Source organism: Bradyrhizobium sp. NP1 (assembly GCF_030378205.1).
GTDB lineage: Bacteria > Pseudomonadota > Alphaproteobacteria > Rhizobiales > Xanthobacteraceae > Bradyrhizobium.
On sequence record NZ_CP127385.1, the window covers coordinates 6,360,240 to 6,379,084 of the forward strand.

Genomic DNA, 18,845 nt, shown 5'->3' on the forward strand with positions numbered 1-18,845 from the left:
AAGGGCAACCCGGCGGCGGGCGCGAGCGCAGGGCAGCCGTTTCCTTCCCGTTCACCACGGATGAATACGGGATCGACACCATGTGTGCGGCGAATCACGGCATTTGAAACTATCTTTTAACAAATTGGGCCAAAACTCGTTCTCAGCGCCGCAAAAAGCGCCCGCGGCAGGTGCCGCGAACAAGAACAGAGGCCGCGTCATGGCAACGAGCAGCACTCTTTCGGCCCCGGCGATCCGCCGCGACCACCGCGTTCCCTTCGCCGAGTTCAAGGCATTCTGGCTGCAGTTCTTCGCCAGGGCCTTCCACCCCTATCGCCCGGAACTGCACTATATGCGCGGCCCGGGCCCCGCCTGGCGCGCCAAGCACGGCGGGTGAGCCAGCGGCGAAAAGGCGCTTTTGCGAAAATGTGAGCGCGGCCTGGGGCTTCACGCCCGGTTTTGATCGTGCAGGCGCTTGCGCGTCGTGCGGCGGCAGGTGACGATGGCGGCTCCCCGGGACGGCGCTCGCCGTCTTCTTCGCCATCAACGGACCCCAGGACCCTGCTCATGACGCGGCTGCGCTGTGCGATCCTCGACGACTATTTTGACCTCGCGCTCAAGGTCGCGGATTGGTCTGGGATCAGCGACCGCGTCGACGTCAAGGTTTTCAACCAGCCTTTCGCGTCGGAAGCCGCGGCGGCGAGCGCGCTTCATGATTTCGAGATCGTCTGCGCGATGCGCGAGCGAACGCCGTTGCCGCGCAGCCTGCTTTCGGCGCTGCCGAAGCTGAAGCTGCTGCTCACCTCGGGCATGCGCAATGCCGCAATCGACATGGAAGCGGCGAAGCAACAGCAGATCGTGGTGTGCGGCACGCAATATGGCCGCGACCCCACGGCAGGCCTGGCCATGGGCCTGATCCTGGAACTGACCCGCGGCATCGGCCGCGAGAATGCGCGCATGCATGCGGGCGAGCCATGGCAGACTTTTGCGGGCGTCGAGATCGAGGGCAAGACGCTCGGCGTGATCGGGCTCGGCAAGCTCGGCAGCAAGGTTGCCAGGATCGCGCAGGCCTTCGGCATGAACGTGATCGCCTGGAGCCCGAACCTGACGCCGGAGCGCTGCAAGGAGGCAGGCGTCGGTTATGCGAGCAAGGAGGAATTGCTCGCAACCGCCGACATCGTCACCATCCACGTCGTGCTGAGCGAACGCTCGCGCGGGCTGGTGGGCAAAGCCGATCTCGCGCGCATGAAGCCGACCGCATTCCTGGTCAACACCTCGCGCGGACCGATCGTGGACGAGCAGGCATTGCTTGAAGCGCTTCGCGAGAGGAAAATCGCGGGCGCCGCGGTCGACGTGTTCTCGGTCGAGCCGCTGCCATCAGACCACCCCTTCCGCAAGCTCGACAACATGGTGCTGACGCCGCATCTCGGCTACGCCACCGTCGAGGGGTTGCGGACGCACTACTCCCAGATGGTCGAGGCGATCGACGCCTGGCTCAAGGGCGGCGAGCCGCCGCGACGGATCGCGTAACACAACCGAATACGTCCCCGGGGAAGTTTCCAGGCTGGCCGACGGCGCTGGTGCGCTGGTCCGCGTCCTTTCATTGCCGGCGCGGCACCGGCTGGTTCTGGCGGCTGTTCATGCAGCGCGTTCTTGCGACGTTGGCGAGGCGGCTTGCCACGGCGGCCGAGCGGTCACCGGCCTGAGGATCAAAGATCCCGGTCCAGAACCCAGCGAAACGCGCGCTTCAGTTCGGCCGCACCATCGCGCTCATACCAGCGCCCGTGCGCCAGGATGATCCGCTGCGGATTCCAATCGATCATGCGCTCGATCGCCTGCCGCAGCGCCTCGCTCCTGCGGAAGAACGTCATCCGCATATCGAGCGGCATCGATCCGTGCGGATGCTGAACGCCGCCGATCAAGGTAAGCAAGCGCATCGCCAGGCTCAGCTTCGGTGGCTCGAAATTCTCGATCAGGTCGGTCAGCACGAGCGTGCGCGAAGCATAATGGAAAAACACGACCTCGGTCATGTAGCGGCTTTCGACCGGCAGCGTCGCAATCGCGCCATCCCAGGGATAGCCTGATGAACGATCGAGCAGGCGGCAATCGAAGTCGAGGCGGTCGCGGCGGTCACCCTCGGCGACCTTCGGCGCGACAAAAACTTCCGCGCGCGGGTAGGCGCGTTGCCAGTCCGCCACCCACCAGTAATGCAACCGGTTTGGCGCGACGATCCAGCGCACGACACCGATGTCGGCGACCCTCTGCGCCGAGCTGCCTGGTGACCGGCGTGGGCGAATGCACGAACAGGTCGACGCCGATGCGGATGATGGTGGCGCGCGTCGAGAACGGGATGGCGAGCGCGCCGAACCGGATCACCGGCCCGTCGATGATCCAGACGCCCTCGGCGACCTGCTTGAGCGCGTTCAGCGGCGGATAGGTCAGGCGCGCCTGAGAAAACATTGTCGGCACCTCGCCATTCGGCAACGCCGATGCCTGTCGTCCGTTGCGACGCGTTGGCTCCAACAGCGCAAACAAAAAGGCACGCGGTTCCCGCGTGCCTTTCATGTGGTTCGATGTCTGCGACCGGCGGCTTAGCGGACCGTGACCGGCGCGGGCAACGGCGGCACCACGGTCGGCTGGGTGCCCGGCAGCGGACCGCTCGACATCTGCGCCGGCGGAGGTGCTGCGGCTGCAACCGGCGGCGGGGCTCCCGCGCCGGGCGCCGGCTGGGCGGAGGCGGTCGCGGTGCCCGGGGGCGAACCGCCCGGCCGCACCACCACGCGGGTGCCGACCTTCACGCGGTCGAAGAGGTCGCTGACATCCTCGTTCAGCATGCCGATGCAGCCGGAGGAGACGAACTTGCCGATCGTGGACGGCTGGTTGGTGCCGTGGATGCGGTAAACCGTCGAACCGAGATACATCGCGCGCGCGCCGAGCGGATTGCCCGGGCCGCCCGCCATGAAGCGCGGCAGATAGGGCTGGCGCTCGATCATCTCCGGCGGCGGGTGCCAGTCGGGCCATTCCGCCTTGCGGGTGATCTTCTGCACGCCGGTCCAGGTGAAGCCGTCGCGGCCGACGCGGACGCCATAGCGGATCGCCCGCCCATTGCCGAGCACGTAATAGAGGTAGGTGTTCGGGGTATCGACAATGATGGTTCCCGCCGGCTCCTTGGTGGCGAAGCCGACTTCCTGCCGGCGCAGGTTCGGCGGCAACTGCGCGGGCGCGACGTCCGGCTGCTCCTCGGGCGGCAGCGAGGCGATCGTCAGCGGCTTGCCGTCTGCGCCGACGAGGGGCTGTACCGCACCGGTGGCGCCAGCGCCTGCTCCGCCGACGACGCCTTCCGGCGGACGCGGAGCCCCGTCGCCACCCTGCGGCGGCCCGCCGGGGCGGTCGGCATAGATCACCGATGGCGGACCCGCGGGGCGGCCATAGCGGGGATCATCGGGCGACAGGATCGGACCAGTCGGTGCGCCACGATCGGAATAGACCGGCGGCGCGCCGGCGGGACGGCCATAGCGGGGGTCATCGGGTGACAGGATCGGCCCGGTCGGTGCGCCGCGATCGGAATAGACCGGTGGTGCGCCAGCGGGGCGGCCATAGCGGGGATCGTCGGGCGACAGGATCGGACCGGGTGGCGGCAACGCCGCCGAACTCCGGGGCTCGTCGTCGTCATCGAGCGCATCGAAATCGGGCGCGGCGGGCCGGCGATAGTCGTTCGGATAGCCGCCCCCCTGATAGGGACCCGGGGCGGGCGAATAGGCTCCGGGCGGCACCGGATAGCCTTGCTGGGCGTGGGCAAGCGAGGTTCCCGCCGCGGCCGCCGCCACAGCCGCGCAAATCGTCAGGACGTTCTTGATCATCATCGCTCTTGTATAGACCCCAGGCCCAATCGGACCGTTAAACGGGAATGGCCGAAGATCGCGGCGCATTCAAGACAAATCCGGCTGAGCTGAGCCTGATTTTGCCATTTGTGATCGTAGGTTACGCCGTTGCCGCCAAGCCTCAGGCGCGAAGAAAAAGCACATCCCGACAACGCAGCGATGTCGCAGCGCCGATTTTTCACGCCGGCGAGCTGCAACCTTGCGATATTCTCAAACAAGCCTGATTCGCGGCGCGAGGATGACCTTCACCTCATGCACAGCGAACGCGGCCTCTTGTTCCACCGCGTTCCCGCTCGATCTAGGCCTTTGCAGCCCGGCTGCGAAGGTGGAAATGCCCCTGCCATGCTGCCCGGCTTTCGTTTCCTGTTCGCCGCGATCGTGCTGTCGCTGTCGATCCTGGTATTCGGGTTGGGCGCCGCCGCGCTGCTGCGCGCCGCCCATGAGCAATTTGCCTCAAACCCGACCTGGCGTGCGCCGCCGGAAACGGTGTTTGCCCAGCAGAATGAGCCGACCAAAGCGGTGCTCGCCACCCTGGTCGTCGAGCCCGTGTCCGACCGGAAGGCGCCCGAGCCGAAGTCGCCCGAACAAGCGGCCACCGGGCCGAAGCAGCCGGACGTCGCGTCCGTACCGGACGTCCGGGCAACACCTGGCGCGCCGGCTCGCGAAGCTGAACCGAACGTCCCGCCAAAGCCTGAGCTAGTTGCAGCCGAGCCGGCCGCCGCGGAGCCGGTCACGGACGCTGCGGCCAATCCTGAACCCCGCAATCCGGAAGCCAAGGCCGAGGCGGCCGCGCCAGAGCCGCAGCAAGCGACGGCCGAGACGTCGGTCCCGCCCGCGGCGGCGCCAGCGTCGGAGATCAAGGTCGCGGCAAGTGAGCCGCCGCGCTCCGATCAATCGCCGGCGAGCGCGCCTGATGCCGCGGCGTCATCGAAGATCGCAACGCTCGGCGGCGAGCCGGTCACGATTGATCCTTCGGCGGCAAGGCCCGCCGATCAGGAAACCGAGCAGGACGCGGCCCGGAAGCGCCAGCGCGCCGAGGCGGCGCGGGAAAGGCGTCGTGAGGCGGCGCGGCGTCGCGCGCGCGCAGTCCGGCTCGCGCGCCTGCAGGCGGCCGCGCTGGCGCAACAGCAGGCGCTCAATCCCTTCGGGCAGCCACCGATCGCGGCGACGGCGGCAACCACGCGTACGCGCTAGATGCTCTGACCGGTCAGGCCGGCCCGGTCGCGACCGGCGGGCCGCCCGCCTGCCCCCATTCCGACCATGAGCCGTCATAGAGCGCGGGATTTTCAACCCCCAAGCGGTAGAGCGCGAGCGTGAGCACGGCCGCCGACACGCCCGAGCCGCAGCTCGTGACGATGGGCGCATCGAGCTTTGCGCCTGCGGCCGCAAACGCTGCGCGCAACTCGGCAAGCGGCTTCATCGTGCCGGTCGCCCCATCGAACAGCGTGTTGTAGGGAAGGCTGCGGCTGCCCGGGATGTGCCCGGAGCGAAGGCCCGGCCGCGGTTCGGCGACGCGGCCTTCGAAGCGGTCGGCGGCGCGCGCATCGATCACCTGCTCGGCATGGCTTGCGAGGTTTGCCGCCATCTGCTGCATCGAGCGCACGCGCCTTGCGTCGAACGTGGCCTTGAAGGTGGCGGGCTTCGGCGTGACTGCGCCGCTCTCGACCGGCCGGCCCTCGGCCTGCCACTTCTTCAATCCGCCGTCGAGCACGCGCACCTTGTCGTGGCCGTAGGCCAGCAACATCCACCAGGCGCGGGGACCTGCGACCCAGCCGCCGGCGTCATAGACCACGACCGTGTCGTCGTTGCCGATGCCGAGCGCCCCGACATCGCGGCCGAACTGCTCCGCGCCCGGAAACATGTGCGGCAGCGGATTTGAGTGGTCGGACACGGCGTCGACATCGAAGAACACGGCGCCGGGAATATGCGCCTTCAGGTAATCATCCTTCGGCAACGGCAGCACGCCCGGCATCTTGAACGAGGCGTCGACGATCCTGACGTTCGGGTCGTTGAGATGCGCGGCGAGCCATTCGGTGGAGACGAGCGGGTCGGTGGTGCTAGGGGGCATCGGTGTCTCCGTCCTTTCCACGGTCGTCATGGCCGGGCTCGTCCCGGCCATCCACGCCTTCCTTGTATGTCTGCAAAAACGTGCATGCCCGGGTCAAGCCCGGGCATGACGAGGGTGGTCGTTTCGACCACCGCTAGCCCTTCTTCTTCGGCTCCCACTTCTCGACCGGCCCGCCCGCGTCGCGCCAGGCCGCAAAGCCGCCGCCGATATGGGCGACCGGCCTCAAGCCCATGTCCTGCGCGGTCTTGGCCGCGAGCGCCGAGCGCAGGCCGCCTGCGCAATGGAAGATGAACTTCTTGTCCTCCTGGAAGATCGGCTTGGCATAGGGACTTTGCGGATCGATCCAGAACTCCAGCATGCCGCGGGTGCAGGAGAACGCACCGGGGATCTTGCCGTCGCGCTCGATCTCCCGGGGGTCGCGAATGTCGACGATGACGACGTCGCCGTTATGCACGATCTTGATGGCGTCGTCCGCGCTGATGGTCTCGATCTCGGCGTTGGCCTCGTCGACCATGGCCTTGATGCCGCGGTGGATGGTCTGGGGCATTTTGTCCTCCTTGACTCCGTCATTCCGGGGCGTCGCGCAGCGACGAACCCGGAATCTCGATCGTATTCCATGACCTCGAGGTTCTCAGGTGCGCAACTGCGCACCATAGTTCGATGCTTGCGCATCGCCCCGGAACGACAGTTCGCGCCTACCGCACCAGCTCCTTCATCGCGTTCTCCAGCCCCTCGATCGTGATCGGATACATGCGGCTTGCGAAGATGCGGCGGATGATGGTGGTCGATTCCGAATAGTCCCAGTGCTTCTGCTGCACCGGATTGAGCCAGACCGCGTGCGGATAGGTGCGCACGATGCGCTCGAGCCAGACCGAGCCGGCCTCCTCGTTGACGTGCTCGACCGAGCCGCCCGGCACCATGATCTCGTAAGGCGACATCGAGGCGTCGCCGACGAACACCACCTTGTAGTCGTGCGGATATTTGTGCAGCACGTCCCAGGTCGGCGTGCGGTCGGTGAAGCGTCGCTTGTTCTGCTTCCAGACGCCTTCATAGAGGCAGTTGTGGAAGTAGAAATATTCCATGTGCTTGAATTCGCTCTTCGCCGCCGAGAACAGCTCCTCGACCTGCTCGATGTGGGAATCCATCGAGCCGCCGATGTCGAAGAACACCAGCACCTTGACCGCGTTGCGCCGCTCGGGACGCATCACCACGTCGAGATAGCCGTGGTTGGCGGTCTCCTTGATCGTGGTATCGAGATCGAGCTCGTCGGGCGCGCCGGTGCGGGCGAATTTGCGCAGGCGGCGCAGCGCGATCTTGATGTTGCGGATGCCGAGCTCGACATTGCCGTCGAGATCCCTGAACTCGCGGCGGTCCCATACCTTCACGGCGCGGAAATTGCGGTTCTTCTCCTGGCCGATGCGCACGCCTTCGGGATTGTAACCGTGGGCGCCGAACGGCGAAGTGCCGGCGGTGCCAATCCACTTGCTGCCGCCCTGGTGGCGCCCCTTCTGCTCCTCGAGTCGCTTGCGCAGCGTCTCCATGAGCTTGTCCCAGCCCATGGCCTCGATCTGCTTCTTCTCTTCCTCGGTGAGATATTTTTCGGCGAGCTTCTTCAGCCATTCGGCCGGGATATCCGCCTTCTCCATCGCATCGAGCAGGTTCTCGAGCCCCTTGAAGACGGTACCGAAGACGCGATCGAACTTGTCGAGATTGCGCTCGTCCTTCACCAGCGCCGCGCGCGACAGGTAATAGAAATTCTCCACCGTCTGCTCGGCGAGGTCGGCGTCGAGCGCTTCCATCAGCGTCAGGTATTCGCGCAGGGTCACGGGGATCTGCGCGTCGCGGAGCGAGGTGAAGAACTGCAGGAACATGGGTGACAGATTGCGCGTCGGAGGTGGAAGGTCAAGGGCGGGATGGATGACAAGGATCATCTTTACCGCCGGGACGGCCGCAGACCCGCCTAGACCGGGCGGGTTTTTCCTCTAGAATTGCTCCCGTCAGGGCAGTTTTCGGGGGTTTTCTCCATGGGTATTCTTGCGGCACTGGTGATCGGAGCGATTGCAGGCTGGCTCGCCGGGCTGATCGTGCACGGCGCGGGCTTCGGCCTGATCGGAAACATCGTGGTCGGCATCATTGGCGCGCTGGTCGCGAGCTGGATCCTGCCGCAACTCGGCGTCAGCCTGGGGTCAGGCACCACGGTTCGCGACATCATCAACGCCACGATCGGCGCCGTCATCGTGCTGGTGATCCTGTCCCTGGTCAGGCGCGCCTAGCGCATTCCCCCATTCCGGCGACGAGGCTGTTTTGGCCGAGATTTCCTGTTAAGGCAGGAACAATCGCGAACGCGCTTTTTAAGGGAACAGGCGGATACTGGATGAAATTCACCGGCACCAAGGACTATGTCGCTACTGACGATCTCAAGGTCGCGGTCAACGCCTCGATCGTGCTCGAGCGCCCGCTGCTCGTGAAGGGCGAGCCCGGCACCGGCAAGACCGTGCTCGCCGAGGAGGTTGCGAAAGCGCTCGGCGCGCCGCTCCTCACCTGGCACATCAAGTCGACCACCAAGGCGCAGCAGGGCCTCTACGAATATGACGCGGTGTCGCGCCTGCGCGACAGCCAGCTCGGCGACGCCAGGGTGTCCGACATCTCGAACTACATCAAGCGCGGCAAATTGTGGGACGCGTTCACCTCCGAGAAGCGGCCGGTGCTCCTGATCGACGAGATCGACAAGGCCGATATCGAGTTTCCCAACGACCTGCTGCTCGAGCTCGATCGCATGGAGTTCTTCGTCTACGAGACCGGCGAGAACATCAAGGCGAAGCTGCGCCCGATCGTGATGATCACCTCCAACAACGAGAAGGAGCTGCCGGACGCCTTCCTGCGCCGCTGCTTCTTCCACTACATCAAGTTCCCCGATGCCGACACCATGGTGCGGATCGTCGACGTGCATTTCCCCGGGATCAAGAAGCGCCTGGTCGAGGAAGCGCTGCGCATCTTCTTCGAGGTGCGCGAGGTGCCCGGCCTGAAGAAGAAGCCGTCGACCTCGGAGCTGCTCGACTGGCTGAAGCTTCTGCTCAACGAGGACATCACGCCGGAGATGCTCAGGGAACGCGATCCGCGCAAGCTGATCCCACCGCTGCACGGCGCGCTGCTCAAGAACGAGCAAGACGTGCACCTATTCGAGCGGCTGGCGTTCTTGAGCCGGCGCGAGGTATAGCCCGACGCACGACCGGCTCAGCCGCGCTTCATCACACGCCGGCGACGACGCTGTCCGGAATGCGCGCGGCCTCCGGCGGCGCCTTGCCGCGGATCAGGTCACTGGCGCGGTCGGCGATCATCATCGTGGACGCGTTGAGATTGGCCGAGATCATGCGCGGCATGATCGAGGCATCGATCACGCGCAGGCCTTCGAGGCCATGCACGCGGAGCTGGTCGTCAACCACGGCCCAGTTCGTGCCGGCCGGTCCCATCCGGCAGGTGCAGCCGGGATGGAAGGTGGTGGTGCCGCGCTGGGTCGCCGCCGCCAGGAACTCGTCGTCCGACTGCACGTTCGGCCCGGGAAAATCCTCATAGGCGTAGTAGGGCGCGAGCGGCACCGACTGCAGCAGCCGCCGCGCCAGCTTCATGCCGGCGACGACGACGCGGCGGTCAAGCTCGTGGCCGAGATAGTTGGTCTGGATCACAGGCGCCTCGAACGGATCGGCGGAGCGGATACGAACATAGCCGCGCGCCTCCGGGCGCTGCTGCCAGGAAGCGACCGTCATGCCCGGCTCGTCCTCGAGCTGGCCCTGCACGCCCTCTTTGTAGCTGGCCGGCGTGAAGGTCAGCTGCAGGTCCGAGCTCTCGGTGGTCTCGCCGGAATGCCAGAAGCAATAGACCATGGTCGGCGACAGCGACAAAAGTCCGCGCCGCGTGGTCGCCCATTTCAGGGCCTCGACCCAGAGATGCCAGCCCTGGCGAAGCTGATTGATGGTCTTGATGTTCTTCACCCGCGCCACCGAGCGTGGCGCGTAGTGGTCCTGCAATCCCTCGCCGACGCCTGCGAGCGCATGACGTACCTCGATGCCGTGCGCGCGCAGCAATTCCGGTGAGCCGACGCCCGAGAGCTGCAGCAGCTGCGGCGAGTTGTAGGTGCCGCCGGAGAGGATCACCTCTTTCCTCGCGCGCACCTCGACCGGCGTGCCGCCCTTGCCACCCTGCATGTAGCGCACGCCGACCGCGCGCTTGCCCTCGAAGACGATCTCGGTCGCATGCGCATGCGTGCGGACGCTGACGTTGCCCCGCCTGCGCGCCGGATGCAGGAACGCGGTGGCGGCACTGACGCGCAGGCCCTTTTGAATGGTGCGCTGGGCGTAGGAAACGCCCTCCTGGATCGCGCCGTTATAGTCGGGGTTGCGCGGGATGCCGAGGCTCATCGCGCCCGCCATGAAGGCCTCGCACAGCGGGTCCTTCCAGTCCATGGTGGTGACGACCAGATTGCCGTCACGCCCGCGATAGGTGTCCTCGCCCTCGCCGACGCGCCGCTCCAGCCGCTTGAAATAGGGCAGCACGTCGGCATAGCCCCAACCGCGATTGCCGAGCTGCGCCCAGGTGTCGAAATCCTGGCGCTGGCCGCGGTTGTAGATATGACCGTTGATGGAGGACGAGCCGCCCAGCGTCTTGCCGCGCGGCGCATAGATGCTGCGGCCGCCGGTATAGGGACCTACCTCCTGCTGGTAGGCCCAGTTGATGCTTCGCATGTGGAAGGTCTTGATGAAGCCGGCCGGCAGATGAATGTAGGGATGCCAATCCTTCGGCCCGGCCTCGAGCACGCAGACCGTGGTGGCCGGATCTTCGCTCAGCCGATAGGCGAGCACGCTGCCGGCGGAACCCGAACCCACGATCACATAGTCGAAAATATCCATCGTTGCAGCCGTTCCCGTCGTGACGCGACTTGTCGCAAACCCGGCGCCGCTGCGGCGATCATTCGCGCAGCTTCTCGCTGAGCTGGTAGGTCAGATGCGCCTTCACCGTCGGCCATTCGGCCGCGATGATGGAATAGACCACGGTGTCGCGCAGCGTGCCGTTCGGCGCGATCTGGTGGCTGCGCAGGATGCCGTCCTGCTTGGCGCCCAGCCGCTCGATGCCGCGCCGGCTCTGATGGTTGAAGAAATGGGTACGGAACTCGACCGCGATGCAGTCGAGCTTTTCGAACGCGTGCGTGAGCAGCAGGAGCTTGCATTGGGTGTTGAGCGCGGTGCGCTGCACCCGCTTCGTGTACCAGGTCGAGCCGATCTCGACACGGCGGTTGGCCGCATCCACGTTCATGTAGGTGGTCATGCCGGCGATCCTGCCGTCGGCGTCGAACGCCGTGAACGGCAGCATCGATCCCGCCGCCTGCAGGCCGAGCCGGCGCTCGATCTCCTTGCCCATGGTCTCGGGCCGCGGGACAGACGTGTACCAGAGCTTCCACAGCTCGCCGTCCCGCACTGCCTCCACCAGCCCGTCGCGATGCTCATGCGACAGCGGCTCGAGCCTTGCATGCGGGCCGCGCAGGGTGACGGGTTGAAGCCAGCTCATCGATCGATCCACTCACTTGTTCAGGAAATTCAGCGGCAGGCCGGGCCGCGGCCAGTCCATCGCGATCAGCTCGCCCTTGCCCGACAGCGTGATATAGGCCGTTTTCAATTCGGGACCACCGAAGGCGATGTTGGTGGTGACGCGGTCGCCGGTCGGCACCTGCTCGACAACGGAACCATCGGGCGCGATCACCGTGATGCAGCCGGAGACCAGGGTCGCGACGCAGACATTGCCTGACGCCTCGACCGCGAGCGAGTCGAACATCTGGTAGCCGCCGAGGCCCGCGATCGGCTTGCCCCGCTCGCCGCGATAGATGACGTCGCGCGGGCGAACCACGCCAGGCGCCGAAAGGTCGTAGGCCCACAGCCGCGCGGTCGGCGTCTCCGCGATGTACACCGTGTTCTCGTCCGGCGACAGCCCGATGCCGTTCGCCGGCAGCACGCCATGCACGGCCTCGACGATCTCCTTCATCCCCGGCTTGATGTAATAGAAGGCGCCGACATCCATCTCGCGGGCGCGGCGCTTGCCGAGATCGGAGAACCACAGCCCGCCATGGCGGTCGAACACCAGATCGTTAGGGCCGCGCAGCGCATGCTCGCCGCATTTGTCGACGACGGTCTCGACCTTGCCGCTCGCAAGATCGACGCGCTGGATCGAGCCGCCGCGATAGTCCTCGGGCTGCGGTCCCGGCATGATCATGTTGCGGGTCGGGATCCAGGAAAAGCCGCCATTGTTGCAGACGTACATCTTGCCGTCGGGGCCTAGCGCTGCACCATTGGGACCGCCGGGAATCTTGGCCACCACTTCCTTGCGGCCGTCGGGCCACACGCGGGTCAGCCGCTGGCCGCGAATTTCCACCAGCACGACAGAGCCGTCCGGCATCGCCACCGGCCCTTCCGGAAATTCCAGATCGCTGGCAAGTACCCGGACGCTGGACATGGTCCCTCCCGCTTCTCGGCTGCCGGCGGATGTCAGTCCTCAGGTCCCGCGCACGCAACGCTTGTTTGGCAAGTTATGACAAAGTCGCCCGCCCTTGCCAAGCAACGCGCGGACGACTTTGCGCAGGGCTGCGTTGCAGCGTGGGTTCAGTCTTCGACCGGCACCCAGATCTCGAACCCGCCATTGCCGGTGAGCGGATCGAACTTCTCGTCGTAGCGCTCGAAAGTGGGCGCGTCCGCCGCCTTCAGTCCGGAATTCGGCAGCCAGTGATTCCAGATGGTGTTGACGGTGCGCCGCACCGTGGAGACGTGCTCGCGATGGGTGAAGACAGCGTAGCGCCGCGCCGGAATGCGCACCCGCGCAAAGCCGCGCGGCAGGTCGGAATAGTCCGACACCTCGACGCCGGCGATATAGTCGAAGTTGCCGGAATCATCGCTGTTGCAGCAGACGCCATAGGCGACCTGCCCGATCCGATCGGGGATCGCGCCGATCTCCCGATGAAACCGCTGCCACTGGCCCGGGATGGCGGCGCTGCTCTCGCAGGAGTAGCGCTCGCCGAGGCCTGCGATCAACAACGCCTTGCCGGTCTCGAAGCGCGGCGGGTGAAGGTCGTCTCTGAGGGTAGAGTCCATGAGGATCGGCTCCTGAAGCTCGAGATGGTCGAGGCACGTTGCAGCGCGCACCGCTTCGGGTGTCACCCCGAAATGGTCGCGGAACGCGCGGGTGAACGCTTCGTGGGAGCCGTAATCGGCATCCAGCGCCAAAGTGAGGATATCCGGCGCACCGGCGGCGAGCGCGCGCGCCGCCTCGGAGAGGCGGCGGGCGCGCACGTAACGCATCACCGAGAAGCCGGTCGCGACAGCGAACGCCCGCACCAGGTGGAAGCGTGAGATGCCGGCGACATCGGCGATATCATCGAGGCTGAGCGGGTCGGCGAGATGGCTCTCGACGAACCAGAGGGCCTTCTGGGCTGGATTCATGGCGATCACGGCCTCCTTCGAAGCCCGGTCATCATGGGCGACCGGCCCATTCGCCGCTTGACAGTTCTTGCCGCGGTCATGGCTTCGACACCGCCGATTTTGGTGGCGCGGCTTCCGTCGTGCGGAAAACAATAACGAAGCCGTTGCTGGCAACGCGATCCTGTTCGTGCATACTGGATACGCATCCGGCGGCTCCAGGCTGTCCCCCGAGAGATGGCGCGAGCCCAACGTCAGGGAGGACGATGATGCAATACCGTGTCTTGAGCCAAGTCACCATTCGAGTCAGCATTGTTGCGCTGGCGGGTCTTCTGGCCGCCGTCGGCACCGCCAGCGCGCAGAAGAAATACGACCCGGGCGCCACCGACACCGAGATCAAGATCGGCAACATCATGCCCTATTCGGGGCCGGCCTCCGCCTACGCCACGATCGGCAAGACCGAAGCCGCCTACTTCAACAAGATCAATGCCGAGGGCGGCATCCACGGGCGCAAGATCAACTTCATCTCCTATGACGATGGCTATTCGCCGCCCAAGACCGTCGAACAGGCGCGCAAGCTGGTGGAAAGCGACGAGGTGCTTCTGATCTTCAACCCACTGGGCACGCCGGGCAACACCGCGATCCAGAAGTACATGAACACGAAGAAGGTGCCACAGATCTTCGTCTCCACGGGCGCTGCGAAATGGAACGACCCGAAGAACTTTCCATGGACCATGGGCTGGCAGCCGAGCTACCAGGTCGAGGCGCGCATCTATGCCGCCTACATCCTGAAGAACCTGCCGGGCAAGACCATCGGCGTGCTCTACCAGAACGACGATTTCGGCAAGGACTACCTGATCGGGCTGCATGAAGGCCTCGGCGATCAGGCGGGCAAGCTGATCGTGGTCGAATCCTCCTACGAGACTTCGGCGCCGACGGTCGATTCCCAGGTGGTGCAGATCAGGGGCGCCAACCCCGACATCTTCGTCAACGTCACCACGCCGAAATTCGCAGCCCAAGCGATCAAGAAGATCGCCGAACTCGGCTGGCATCCGGCGCACTTCCTCACCAACGTCTCGGTCTCGATCGGCGGCGTGATGAAGCCCGCCGGCTACGAGAACGATCAGGGCATCCTGTCGACCAACTACCTGAAGGATCCGAAGGACCCGAAATGGAAAGACGATCCGGCCATGACGGAATGGCGGGCCTTCATGACCAAATGGTATCCCGAAGGCGACCAGGACGACGCCTCCACCGTGTTCGGCTACGGCGTGGCCAAGGGGCTAGAGCAGGTGCTGCGGCAATGCGGCGACGATCTCACGAGGGAGAACGTCATGAAGCAGGCCGCCAATCTCAATTTCGAGATCGGCATCTATCTGCCGGGCACGCGGATCAAGACCGGCCCGACCGACTACGCGCCGCTCGAGCAATTGCAGATGATGCGCTTCAAGGGCGAGAGCTGGGAATTGTTCGGACCCGTGATGTCGGGCGAGAAGGGTTCGTAGCTCCAACGGAGGCGACGACAATCCGACGCCCTACTTCGCGCCGTCCTTCGCCGCGGCCGGCGCGGCGTCCTTGACCGGCGTATCCTTGGCGGGCGGCGCATCTTTTGCGACAGGTGCGGCGGCCGCCTTCTTGCCGGAATCGTCGCCGGCTTTCTTCTGCGCCGCCTGCAGGTCGTCGGTGATTTTCTGCAGCGAGACGAGCGAGGCTTTCAGGACTTCGATCTGCCGGTTCGCCGCATCCAGCTTCTGCTGATGATCCGCGGCGAGCTTCGTGATCGTCTTCTGCAAGAACTCGACATTGCTTTGCAGGCAGCTGGTGCGCCGCTCCATGGTTTTTTCCACCGTGCAGATCTCGATCCCGGGAACATCCTGGGCGCGCGCTGCAGAAAAGCACGGTATGGTTGCAACGACGAACGGAACCGCGAGCGCGATTCGGCGCATGCTGGAGTTCTTCATGCACGAGTACTCTTTCCCATCACACGTTCACGGCAAATTGCACGGCACTATCCGCCGATTTGCAGCATACCACACTGAAACCTCAATCGCGCGTTGAGGATTGAGGTGATGCCCGACCGGATGCAGGGGTGCTCGAAGGTCGGGGGTCTACTTTGAGGGGAGATTTATTGATGGCGACGCGTGAACGACGTCTGGCTGAATTTGATGGCCAAGGGGAACCACCGTCGGGATTACCGGTGCAGGTATTGTGTGAGGATCAGAGCGGAACTTACCAATTGCCTTTTGCCTGCCGCTTTGTCGATGGCCGCTGGCGCAACGACGAGTCCGGCCAGATGGTGGAAGCCACCGTCGTCGGCTGGCGCCTGCCGCGCCTGAAGCAGGCGAGCAATGCCTGAACGACGACGATTGTCCCAGAATGCGACTTTCCCGCCGCGCAGCTTAACGAAGTGAACGCGGCGGGAACGAAGCAGGTCCGAATCAGTGGTTCGATGCCGTACTCGCTTGTTCACGGCTAGATGTCGGCGGCGGGCGGAACGGAAGCACAATATTCAGCAGCATGGTGATCGGCCGCAGCCAGCGGCCGATGACAAAGGTTAATTCTTCAGCCGACGACATGGCCTCTCCTATTTCCAGGGCGTGACGGGCGGGACCTTGTCTGTGGCCGGCGGCATGTCGACGGTCTTGAAGTCCGCCGGGCCCACGATCTCCAGATATTCCATGTCGGGCGAGTAATCGAACAGGTAGTGCACGATGCCCGGGCGCTGATGCACGACGTCACCAGCCGACACCAGCGTCGGCTTGTCCTCGTACATGAAGCGCGCCCAGCCCTTCATCATGATCACGATCTGAAAATCGCAATCGTGACGATGCCAGCCGGTGCCGTCCTCGGGCGGCATGTCCGCATTGGCCTTGACCAGATGCGCGATCACCTGGCCGCCGGTCGCGTCCGCAATACCGAGATCGCGGTAGAGAAAGAAGTCGCGCAAGCCCCCTCCCTTGAATTCGGTATCGCCGGGCTTGACGTGAGAAAACCTGCTGACGACGGCATGCTGGTTCATGACGGCCTCCACCGCATTGTTGATGCGTGCGCGACCATCGTCAGCGTCCAAATTTTCGGCAGCGCCGCGTCGTCGCGTTCACAGCTCCATGGCGCCATGCGAAATTCGCGCCAGCTGCGCCGCGTCATCCCGATCGCAGCCGCGCTTTGCGGAAGCGCTTGATGCGCGGCGCGAATCTGCCGCGACCGGCTTTCGTGCGGCATCGGCACGCGCGATCCCGGAGGTCGCGGCGTGGACGCGGCGTGAGCAGGACGTGCTCGATGCGCGCGCCACGCAAACGGGCAGCATGATCGCGGCGCTGCCTAATATTCGACCTCGAGCTCCTCGATCGCGGCAGGCTCGTCCCTGGCGGCCGCGATCCATTCCTGCATCTCGGGCATCGCCATGATCGTCGCCGCATAGCGCGCAAGCAGCGGCTCGAGCTTCACGTCGTAGGTCGCAAAGCGCGTGACGACGGGCGCATACATCGCGTCCGCCACGGTGCGGCTGCCGAACAGAAACGGGCCGCCGGACATGGCGAGGCATTCGCGCCAGATGGCGCAGACGCGGTCGATGTCGGCCTGCGCGCGCGACCAGATCTTGAAGTTCGGAAAATGTGCCTTGAGGTTGACCGGCAGCGAGGCGCGCAGCGTGGTGAAGCCGGAATGGATTTCCCCCGAGATCGAGCGGCAATGCGCGCGCTGCACGCGGTCGGCAGGCAAAAGCCCGGCGTCCGGCATGATCTCGCCGAGATATTCCGCGATCGACAGCGTGTCCCAGATGGTCGCGCCGTCATGGCGCAGGCACGGCACCAGGATCGAGGACGACAGCAGCAGGATCTCGGCGCGCGCGGCCGGATCGTCGGGCGCGACAGCGATCTCGTCGAACTCCAGCCCGGAAAACTTCGTCAATAGCCAGCCGCGCAGCGACCAGGACGAATAGTTCTTGCTGCTGATCGTCAGGGTCGCCTTCGCCATGGAACCGCTCCTCGCATCTGGACGCGGGGCGCGCGCACGCCGTCGCCCGGCAGCACCTGTCCCCGTAATCCTCCGCCGCAGCAAGTGACGTGCCATTCCCGAAGAGCCCCTTGGCGTCGATATTGCATGACTTGGGATGGCGGGGGCATGGCCGATGAAGTCGATGTTGTATCAGGCGTTTCAGAACCATATGGACCTGACGGAGCCGTGGCGTCGCAGCGCCGTATCGGCATTGAACGTCCTCAGCCTGGCGCCCCAGGGCGCCTCCGACCGGCTGTTCAGCCGCCTTTCCGCGGCGCTGGAACTGATCGCCCGCTCCTCGCTGACCTACAGCCGCCCGCCCTACGGCATCGACCGCGTGATGGTCGGCAACCGCGAAGTCACGGTCACCGAAGAGGTCGTCCATGCGACGCCGTTCGGTTCGCTGCTGCGCTTTGCCAAGGAAGATGCCCGGGATCATCCGAAGCTGTTGCTGGTCGCGCCGATGTCGGGCCATTTCGCCACGCTGCTGCGCGGCACGGTGCAGACGCTGCTGCAGGACCACGACGTCTACATCACCGACTGGCACAACCCGCGCGACATACCCATAGGACATGGCCCCTTTGGGCTCGACGACTACACCGAGCATCTCATCACCTTCCTCGGCCATCTCGGACCGCGCCCGCACATGGTCGCGATCTGCCAGCCGTCGGTCTCGGCGCTCGCGGCGGCGGCGATCATGTGCGAGGACGAGCACCCTTCGCGCCCGGCAAGCCTGACGCTGATGGCCGGACCGATCGATACGCGCGTTCAGCCGACGAAGGTGAACGTCTTCGCCAAGAGCAAGCGGCTGCAATGGTTCGCGGACAATTTGATCAACTACGTGCCGCTGCAGTGCAAGGGAGCGTTCCGGCAGGTCTATCCGGGCTTCGTGCAGCTTGCCGCCTTCATGTCGATGAACATCGAGCGCCACATCAAGCAGCATCTCGATCTCGCCGACCACCTCGTGAGAGGCGAAAAGGACAAGGCCCAGACCATCAAGACCTTCTACGACGAATATTTCGCGGTGATGGACCTGCCGGCGGAATTCTATCTCGAGACCGTGCGCGACGTGTTTCAGGAGCATCTGTTGCCGCAGGGCAAGCTCACCTATCGCGGCAGGACGGTGAACCCCGCCGCGATCCGGCGTATGGGCCTGATGACGGTCGAGGGCGAGAAGGATGATATCTGCTCGATCGGCCAGACGCTCGCCGCACAGGATCTCTGCACCGGCGTGCGCGCCTATCGCAAGGTGCACCACATGCAGGCCGGCGTCGGCCACTACGGAGTGTTCAGCGGCAAGCGCTGGAATAACGAGATCTATCCGCTGCTGCGGGATTTCGTGCACCTCAACGCGTGACGTCAGCGCTCACGCGGCACTCGCGCTGCTTGCTGTGTCCCGAACGCGAGGTCCGCATCATTTTGCGCGCCGCGCTCTTGCGAACGTCAGAGCGCGGTACATGGAACCGA

At 65.1% G+C, this 18,845-nt stretch carries 24 protein-coding genes; 10 read left to right on the forward strand and 14 right to left on the reverse strand.

The features are described from left to right. The first annotated feature begins 199 nt into the window (after positions 1-199). Positions 200-376: a hypothetical protein gene (locus QOU61_RS30840; protein WP_289654969.1), complete on the forward strand. Its 177-nt coding sequence runs from the start codon at positions 200-202 to the stop codon at positions 374-376. A 170-nt stretch (positions 377-546) separates the two neighbouring features. Beyond that, a complete protein-coding gene (locus QOU61_RS30845) occupies positions 547-1,509 on the forward strand; it encodes a D-2-hydroxyacid dehydrogenase family protein (protein ID WP_289654970.1) in 963 nt (320 codons plus the stop codon). A gap of 179 nt (positions 1,510-1,688) precedes the next feature. Here the strand turns inward: QOU61_RS30845 and QOU61_RS30850 are convergent, their stop codons facing one another. From QOU61_RS30850 to QOU61_RS30855, 3 genes are read right to left on the reverse strand one after another with little or no spacing between them, the layout of a single operon-like run. Then, complete coding sequence (locus QOU61_RS30850; protein ID WP_354142485.1) at positions 1,689-2,177, reverse strand: DUF4336 domain-containing protein; 489 nt, start codon at positions 2,175-2,177, stop codon at positions 1,689-1,691. Next, positions 2,110-2,544 carry a hypothetical protein gene (locus QOU61_RS37300; protein WP_354142486.1) on the reverse strand — a complete coding sequence of 145 codons (435 nt, stop codon included), beginning with the start codon at positions 2,542-2,544 and terminating at the stop codon, positions 2,110-2,112. Before QOU61_RS37300 ends, QOU61_RS30850 begins: the two co-directional genes overlap by 68 nt. 26 nt (positions 2,545-2,570) lie before the next feature. Beyond that, positions 2,571-3,842: a L,D-transpeptidase family protein gene (locus QOU61_RS30855; protein ID WP_289654971.1), complete on the reverse strand. Its 1,272-nt coding sequence runs from the start codon at positions 3,840-3,842 to the stop codon at positions 2,571-2,573. Between the two features lie 44 nt (positions 3,843-3,886). Here QOU61_RS30855 and QOU61_RS30860 point away from each other — a divergent pair, with 44 nt between their 5' ends. Both QOU61_RS30860 and QOU61_RS30865 read left to right on the forward strand, forming a co-directional pair. Continuing rightward, positions 3,887-4,084 carry a hypothetical protein gene (locus QOU61_RS30860; RefSeq protein ID WP_289654972.1) on the forward strand — a complete coding sequence of 66 codons (198 nt, stop codon included), beginning with the start codon at positions 3,887-3,889 and terminating at the stop codon, positions 4,082-4,084. A gap of 28 nt (positions 4,085-4,112) precedes the next feature. Continuing rightward, positions 4,113-5,054 carry a hypothetical protein gene (locus QOU61_RS30865; protein WP_289654973.1) on the forward strand — a complete coding sequence of 314 codons (942 nt, stop codon included), beginning with the start codon at positions 4,113-4,115 and terminating at the stop codon, positions 5,052-5,054. A gap of 13 nt (positions 5,055-5,067) precedes the next feature. Here the strand turns inward: QOU61_RS30865 and sseA are convergent, their stop codons facing one another. The 3 genes from sseA to QOU61_RS30880 all read right to left on the reverse strand — a co-directional run bounded on the left by sseA (position 5,068) and on the right by QOU61_RS30880 (position 7,799). Further along, positions 5,068-5,928 carry a 3-mercaptopyruvate sulfurtransferase gene (gene sseA, locus QOU61_RS30870; protein WP_289654974.1) on the reverse strand — a complete coding sequence of 287 codons (861 nt, stop codon included), beginning with the start codon at positions 5,926-5,928 and terminating at the stop codon, positions 5,068-5,070. Between the two features lie 133 nt (positions 5,929-6,061). Next, positions 6,062-6,475, reverse strand: coding sequence for a rhodanese-like domain-containing protein (locus QOU61_RS30875; protein ID WP_289654975.1), 414 nt, complete (start codon positions 6,473-6,475; stop codon positions 6,062-6,064). Between the two features lie 148 nt (positions 6,476-6,623). After that, a complete protein-coding gene (locus QOU61_RS30880) occupies positions 6,624-7,799 on the reverse strand; it encodes a vWA domain-containing protein (protein ID WP_289661883.1) in 1,176 nt (391 codons plus the stop codon). Positions 7,800-7,952: 153 nt separating this feature from the next. Between QOU61_RS30880 and QOU61_RS30885 the strand changes: the two genes are divergently transcribed. Then, positions 7,953-8,201, forward strand: a complete 249-nt coding sequence (locus QOU61_RS30885; protein WP_289654976.1) for a GlsB/YeaQ/YmgE family stress response membrane protein — start codon at positions 7,953-7,955, stop codon at positions 8,199-8,201. 101 nt (positions 8,202-8,302) lie between these two features. Then, positions 8,303-9,145, forward strand: a complete 843-nt coding sequence (locus QOU61_RS30890) for an AAA family ATPase (RefSeq protein WP_289654977.1) — start codon at positions 8,303-8,305, stop codon at positions 9,143-9,145. A gap of 31 nt (positions 9,146-9,176) precedes the next feature. On the opposite strand, the gene QOU61_RS30895 is transcribed toward QOU61_RS30890, so the two are convergent. The 4 genes from QOU61_RS30895 to QOU61_RS30910 form a co-directional block, all read right to left on the reverse strand. After that, a complete protein-coding gene (locus QOU61_RS30895) occupies positions 9,177-10,832 on the reverse strand; it encodes a GMC family oxidoreductase (protein ID WP_289654978.1) in 1,656 nt (551 codons plus the stop codon). Positions 10,833-10,890: 58 nt separating this feature from the next. Further along, on the reverse strand, positions 10,891-11,487 hold the full coding sequence (locus tag QOU61_RS30900) for a GNAT family N-acetyltransferase (RefSeq protein ID WP_289654979.1): 597 nt from the start codon (positions 11,485-11,487) through the stop codon (positions 10,891-10,893). 12 nt (positions 11,488-11,499) lie between these two features. Continuing rightward, positions 11,500-12,426 (reverse strand): SMP-30/gluconolactonase/LRE family protein, encoded by a 927-nt coding sequence (locus tag QOU61_RS30905; RefSeq protein ID WP_289654980.1) that lies wholly within the window; start codon positions 12,424-12,426, stop codon positions 11,500-11,502. Between the two features lie 146 nt (positions 12,427-12,572). Next, positions 12,573-13,406 (reverse strand): AraC family transcriptional regulator, encoded by an 834-nt coding sequence (locus tag QOU61_RS30910; protein ID WP_289654981.1) that lies wholly within the window; start codon positions 13,404-13,406, stop codon positions 12,573-12,575. A gap of 245 nt (positions 13,407-13,651) precedes the next feature. On the opposite strand from QOU61_RS30910, the gene QOU61_RS30915 reads away from it, so the two are divergent. After that, entirely contained in the window at positions 13,652-14,887 is a 1,236-nt protein-coding gene (locus tag QOU61_RS30915) for an ABC transporter substrate-binding protein (RefSeq protein ID WP_289654982.1), read from the forward strand. Positions 14,888-14,917: 30 nt separating this feature from the next. Here QOU61_RS30915 and QOU61_RS30920 read toward each other — a convergent pair whose 3' ends face one another. Next, the gene (locus tag QOU61_RS30920) at positions 14,918-15,343 is read right to left on the reverse strand and encodes a hypothetical protein (RefSeq protein ID WP_502876840.1); all 426 of its coding nucleotides are present in this window, start codon (positions 15,341-15,343) and stop codon (positions 14,918-14,920) included. A 170-nt stretch (positions 15,344-15,513) separates the two neighbouring features. Between QOU61_RS30920 and QOU61_RS30925 the strand changes: the two genes are divergently transcribed. After that, complete coding sequence (locus tag QOU61_RS30925; protein ID WP_289654983.1) at positions 15,514-15,738, forward strand: hypothetical protein; 225 nt, start codon at positions 15,514-15,516, stop codon at positions 15,736-15,738. Positions 15,739-15,820: 82 nt separating this feature from the next. Here the strand turns inward: QOU61_RS30925 and QOU61_RS30930 are convergent, their stop codons facing one another. Beyond that, positions 15,821-15,958, reverse strand: a complete 138-nt coding sequence (locus QOU61_RS30930; protein ID WP_289654984.1) for a hypothetical protein — start codon at positions 15,956-15,958, stop codon at positions 15,821-15,823. 8 nt (positions 15,959-15,966) lie between these two features. Next, positions 15,967-16,401, reverse strand: coding sequence for a cupin domain-containing protein (locus QOU61_RS30935; RefSeq protein WP_289654985.1), 435 nt, complete (start codon positions 16,399-16,401; stop codon positions 15,967-15,969). Between QOU61_RS30935 and QOU61_RS30940 the strand changes: the two genes are divergently transcribed. Then, the gene (locus QOU61_RS30940) at positions 16,390-16,563 is read left to right on the forward strand and encodes a hypothetical protein (RefSeq protein WP_289654986.1); all 174 of its coding nucleotides are present in this window, start codon (positions 16,390-16,392) and stop codon (positions 16,561-16,563) included. The genes QOU61_RS30935 and QOU61_RS30940 overlap by 12 nt on opposite strands. A 140-nt stretch (positions 16,564-16,703) precedes the next feature. On the opposite strand, the gene QOU61_RS30945 is transcribed toward QOU61_RS30940, so the two are convergent. Continuing rightward, positions 16,704-17,357, reverse strand: coding sequence for a glutathione S-transferase family protein (locus tag QOU61_RS30945; RefSeq protein ID WP_289654987.1), 654 nt, complete (start codon positions 17,355-17,357; stop codon positions 16,704-16,706). A gap of 154 nt (positions 17,358-17,511) precedes the next feature. Between QOU61_RS30945 and QOU61_RS30950 the strand changes: the two genes are divergently transcribed. After that, positions 17,512-18,735 (forward strand): polyhydroxyalkanoate depolymerase, encoded by a 1,224-nt coding sequence (locus QOU61_RS30950; RefSeq protein ID WP_289654988.1) that lies wholly within the window; start codon positions 17,512-17,514, stop codon positions 18,733-18,735. The last annotated feature ends 110 nt before the right edge of the window (positions 18,736-18,845 follow it).

What these genes read in the sequence shown, in the direction of transcription:
- QOU61_RS30840 (WP_289654969.1), top strand. Translation starts at nt 200, where the DNA reads ATGGCAACGAGCAGCACTCTTTCGGCCCCGGCGATCCGCCGCGACCAC.
- QOU61_RS30845 (WP_289654970.1), top strand. Translation starts at nt 547, where the DNA reads ATGACGCGGCTGCGCTGTGCGATCCTCGACGACTATTTTGACCTCGCG.
- QOU61_RS37300 (WP_354142486.1), bottom strand. Translation starts at nt 2,544, where the DNA reads ATGAAAGGCACGCGGGAACCGCGTGCCTTTTTGTTTGCGCTGTTGGAG.
- QOU61_RS30855 (WP_289654971.1), bottom strand. Translation starts at nt 3,842, where the DNA reads ATGATGATCAAGAACGTCCTGACGATTTGCGCGGCTGTGGCGGCGGCC.
- QOU61_RS30860 (WP_289654972.1), top strand. Translation starts at nt 3,887, where the DNA reads ATGGCCGAAGATCGCGGCGCATTCAAGACAAATCCGGCTGAGCTGAGC.
- QOU61_RS30865 (WP_289654973.1), top strand. Translation starts at nt 4,113, where the DNA reads ATGCACAGCGAACGCGGCCTCTTGTTCCACCGCGTTCCCGCTCGATCT.
- sseA (WP_289654974.1), bottom strand. Translation starts at nt 5,928, where the DNA reads ATGCCCCCTAGCACCACCGACCCGCTCGTCTCCACCGAATGGCTCGCC.
- QOU61_RS30875 (WP_289654975.1), bottom strand. Translation starts at nt 6,475, where the DNA reads ATGCCCCAGACCATCCACCGCGGCATCAAGGCCATGGTCGACGAGGCC.
- QOU61_RS30880 (WP_289661883.1), bottom strand. Translation starts at nt 7,799, where the DNA reads ATGTTCCTGCAGTTCTTCACCTCGCTCCGCGACGCGCAGATCCCCGTG.
- QOU61_RS30885 (WP_289654976.1), top strand. Translation starts at nt 7,953, where the DNA reads ATGGGTATTCTTGCGGCACTGGTGATCGGAGCGATTGCAGGCTGGCTC.
- QOU61_RS30890 (WP_289654977.1), top strand. Translation starts at nt 8,303, where the DNA reads ATGAAATTCACCGGCACCAAGGACTATGTCGCTACTGACGATCTCAAG.
- QOU61_RS30895 (WP_289654978.1), bottom strand. Translation starts at nt 10,832, where the DNA reads ATGGATATTTTCGACTATGTGATCGTGGGTTCGGGTTCCGCCGGCAGC.
- QOU61_RS30900 (WP_289654979.1), bottom strand. Translation starts at nt 11,487, where the DNA reads ATGAGCTGGCTTCAACCCGTCACCCTGCGCGGCCCGCATGCAAGGCTC.
- QOU61_RS30905 (WP_289654980.1), bottom strand. Translation starts at nt 12,426, where the DNA reads ATGTCCAGCGTCCGGGTACTTGCCAGCGATCTGGAATTTCCGGAAGGG.
- QOU61_RS30910 (WP_289654981.1), bottom strand. Translation starts at nt 13,406, where the DNA reads ATGAATCCAGCCCAGAAGGCCCTCTGGTTCGTCGAGAGCCATCTCGCC.
- QOU61_RS30915 (WP_289654982.1), top strand. Translation starts at nt 13,652, where the DNA reads ATGCAATACCGTGTCTTGAGCCAAGTCACCATTCGAGTCAGCATTGTT.
- QOU61_RS30920 (WP_502876840.1), bottom strand. Translation starts at nt 15,343, where the DNA reads ATGAAGAACTCCAGCATGCGCCGAATCGCGCTCGCGGTTCCGTTCGTC.
- QOU61_RS30925 (WP_289654983.1), top strand. Translation starts at nt 15,514, where the DNA reads ATGGCGACGCGTGAACGACGTCTGGCTGAATTTGATGGCCAAGGGGAA.
- QOU61_RS30930 (WP_289654984.1), bottom strand. Translation starts at nt 15,958, where the DNA reads ATGTCGTCGGCTGAAGAATTAACCTTTGTCATCGGCCGCTGGCTGCGG.
- QOU61_RS30940 (WP_289654986.1), top strand. Translation starts at nt 16,390, where the DNA reads ATGCTGGTTCATGACGGCCTCCACCGCATTGTTGATGCGTGCGCGACC.
- QOU61_RS30935 (WP_289654985.1), bottom strand. Translation starts at nt 16,401, where the DNA reads ATGAACCAGCATGCCGTCGTCAGCAGGTTTTCTCACGTCAAGCCCGGC.
- QOU61_RS30945 (WP_289654987.1), bottom strand. Translation starts at nt 17,357, where the DNA reads ATGGCGAAGGCGACCCTGACGATCAGCAGCAAGAACTATTCGTCCTGG.
- QOU61_RS30950 (WP_289654988.1), top strand. Translation starts at nt 17,512, where the DNA reads ATGAAGTCGATGTTGTATCAGGCGTTTCAGAACCATATGGACCTGACG.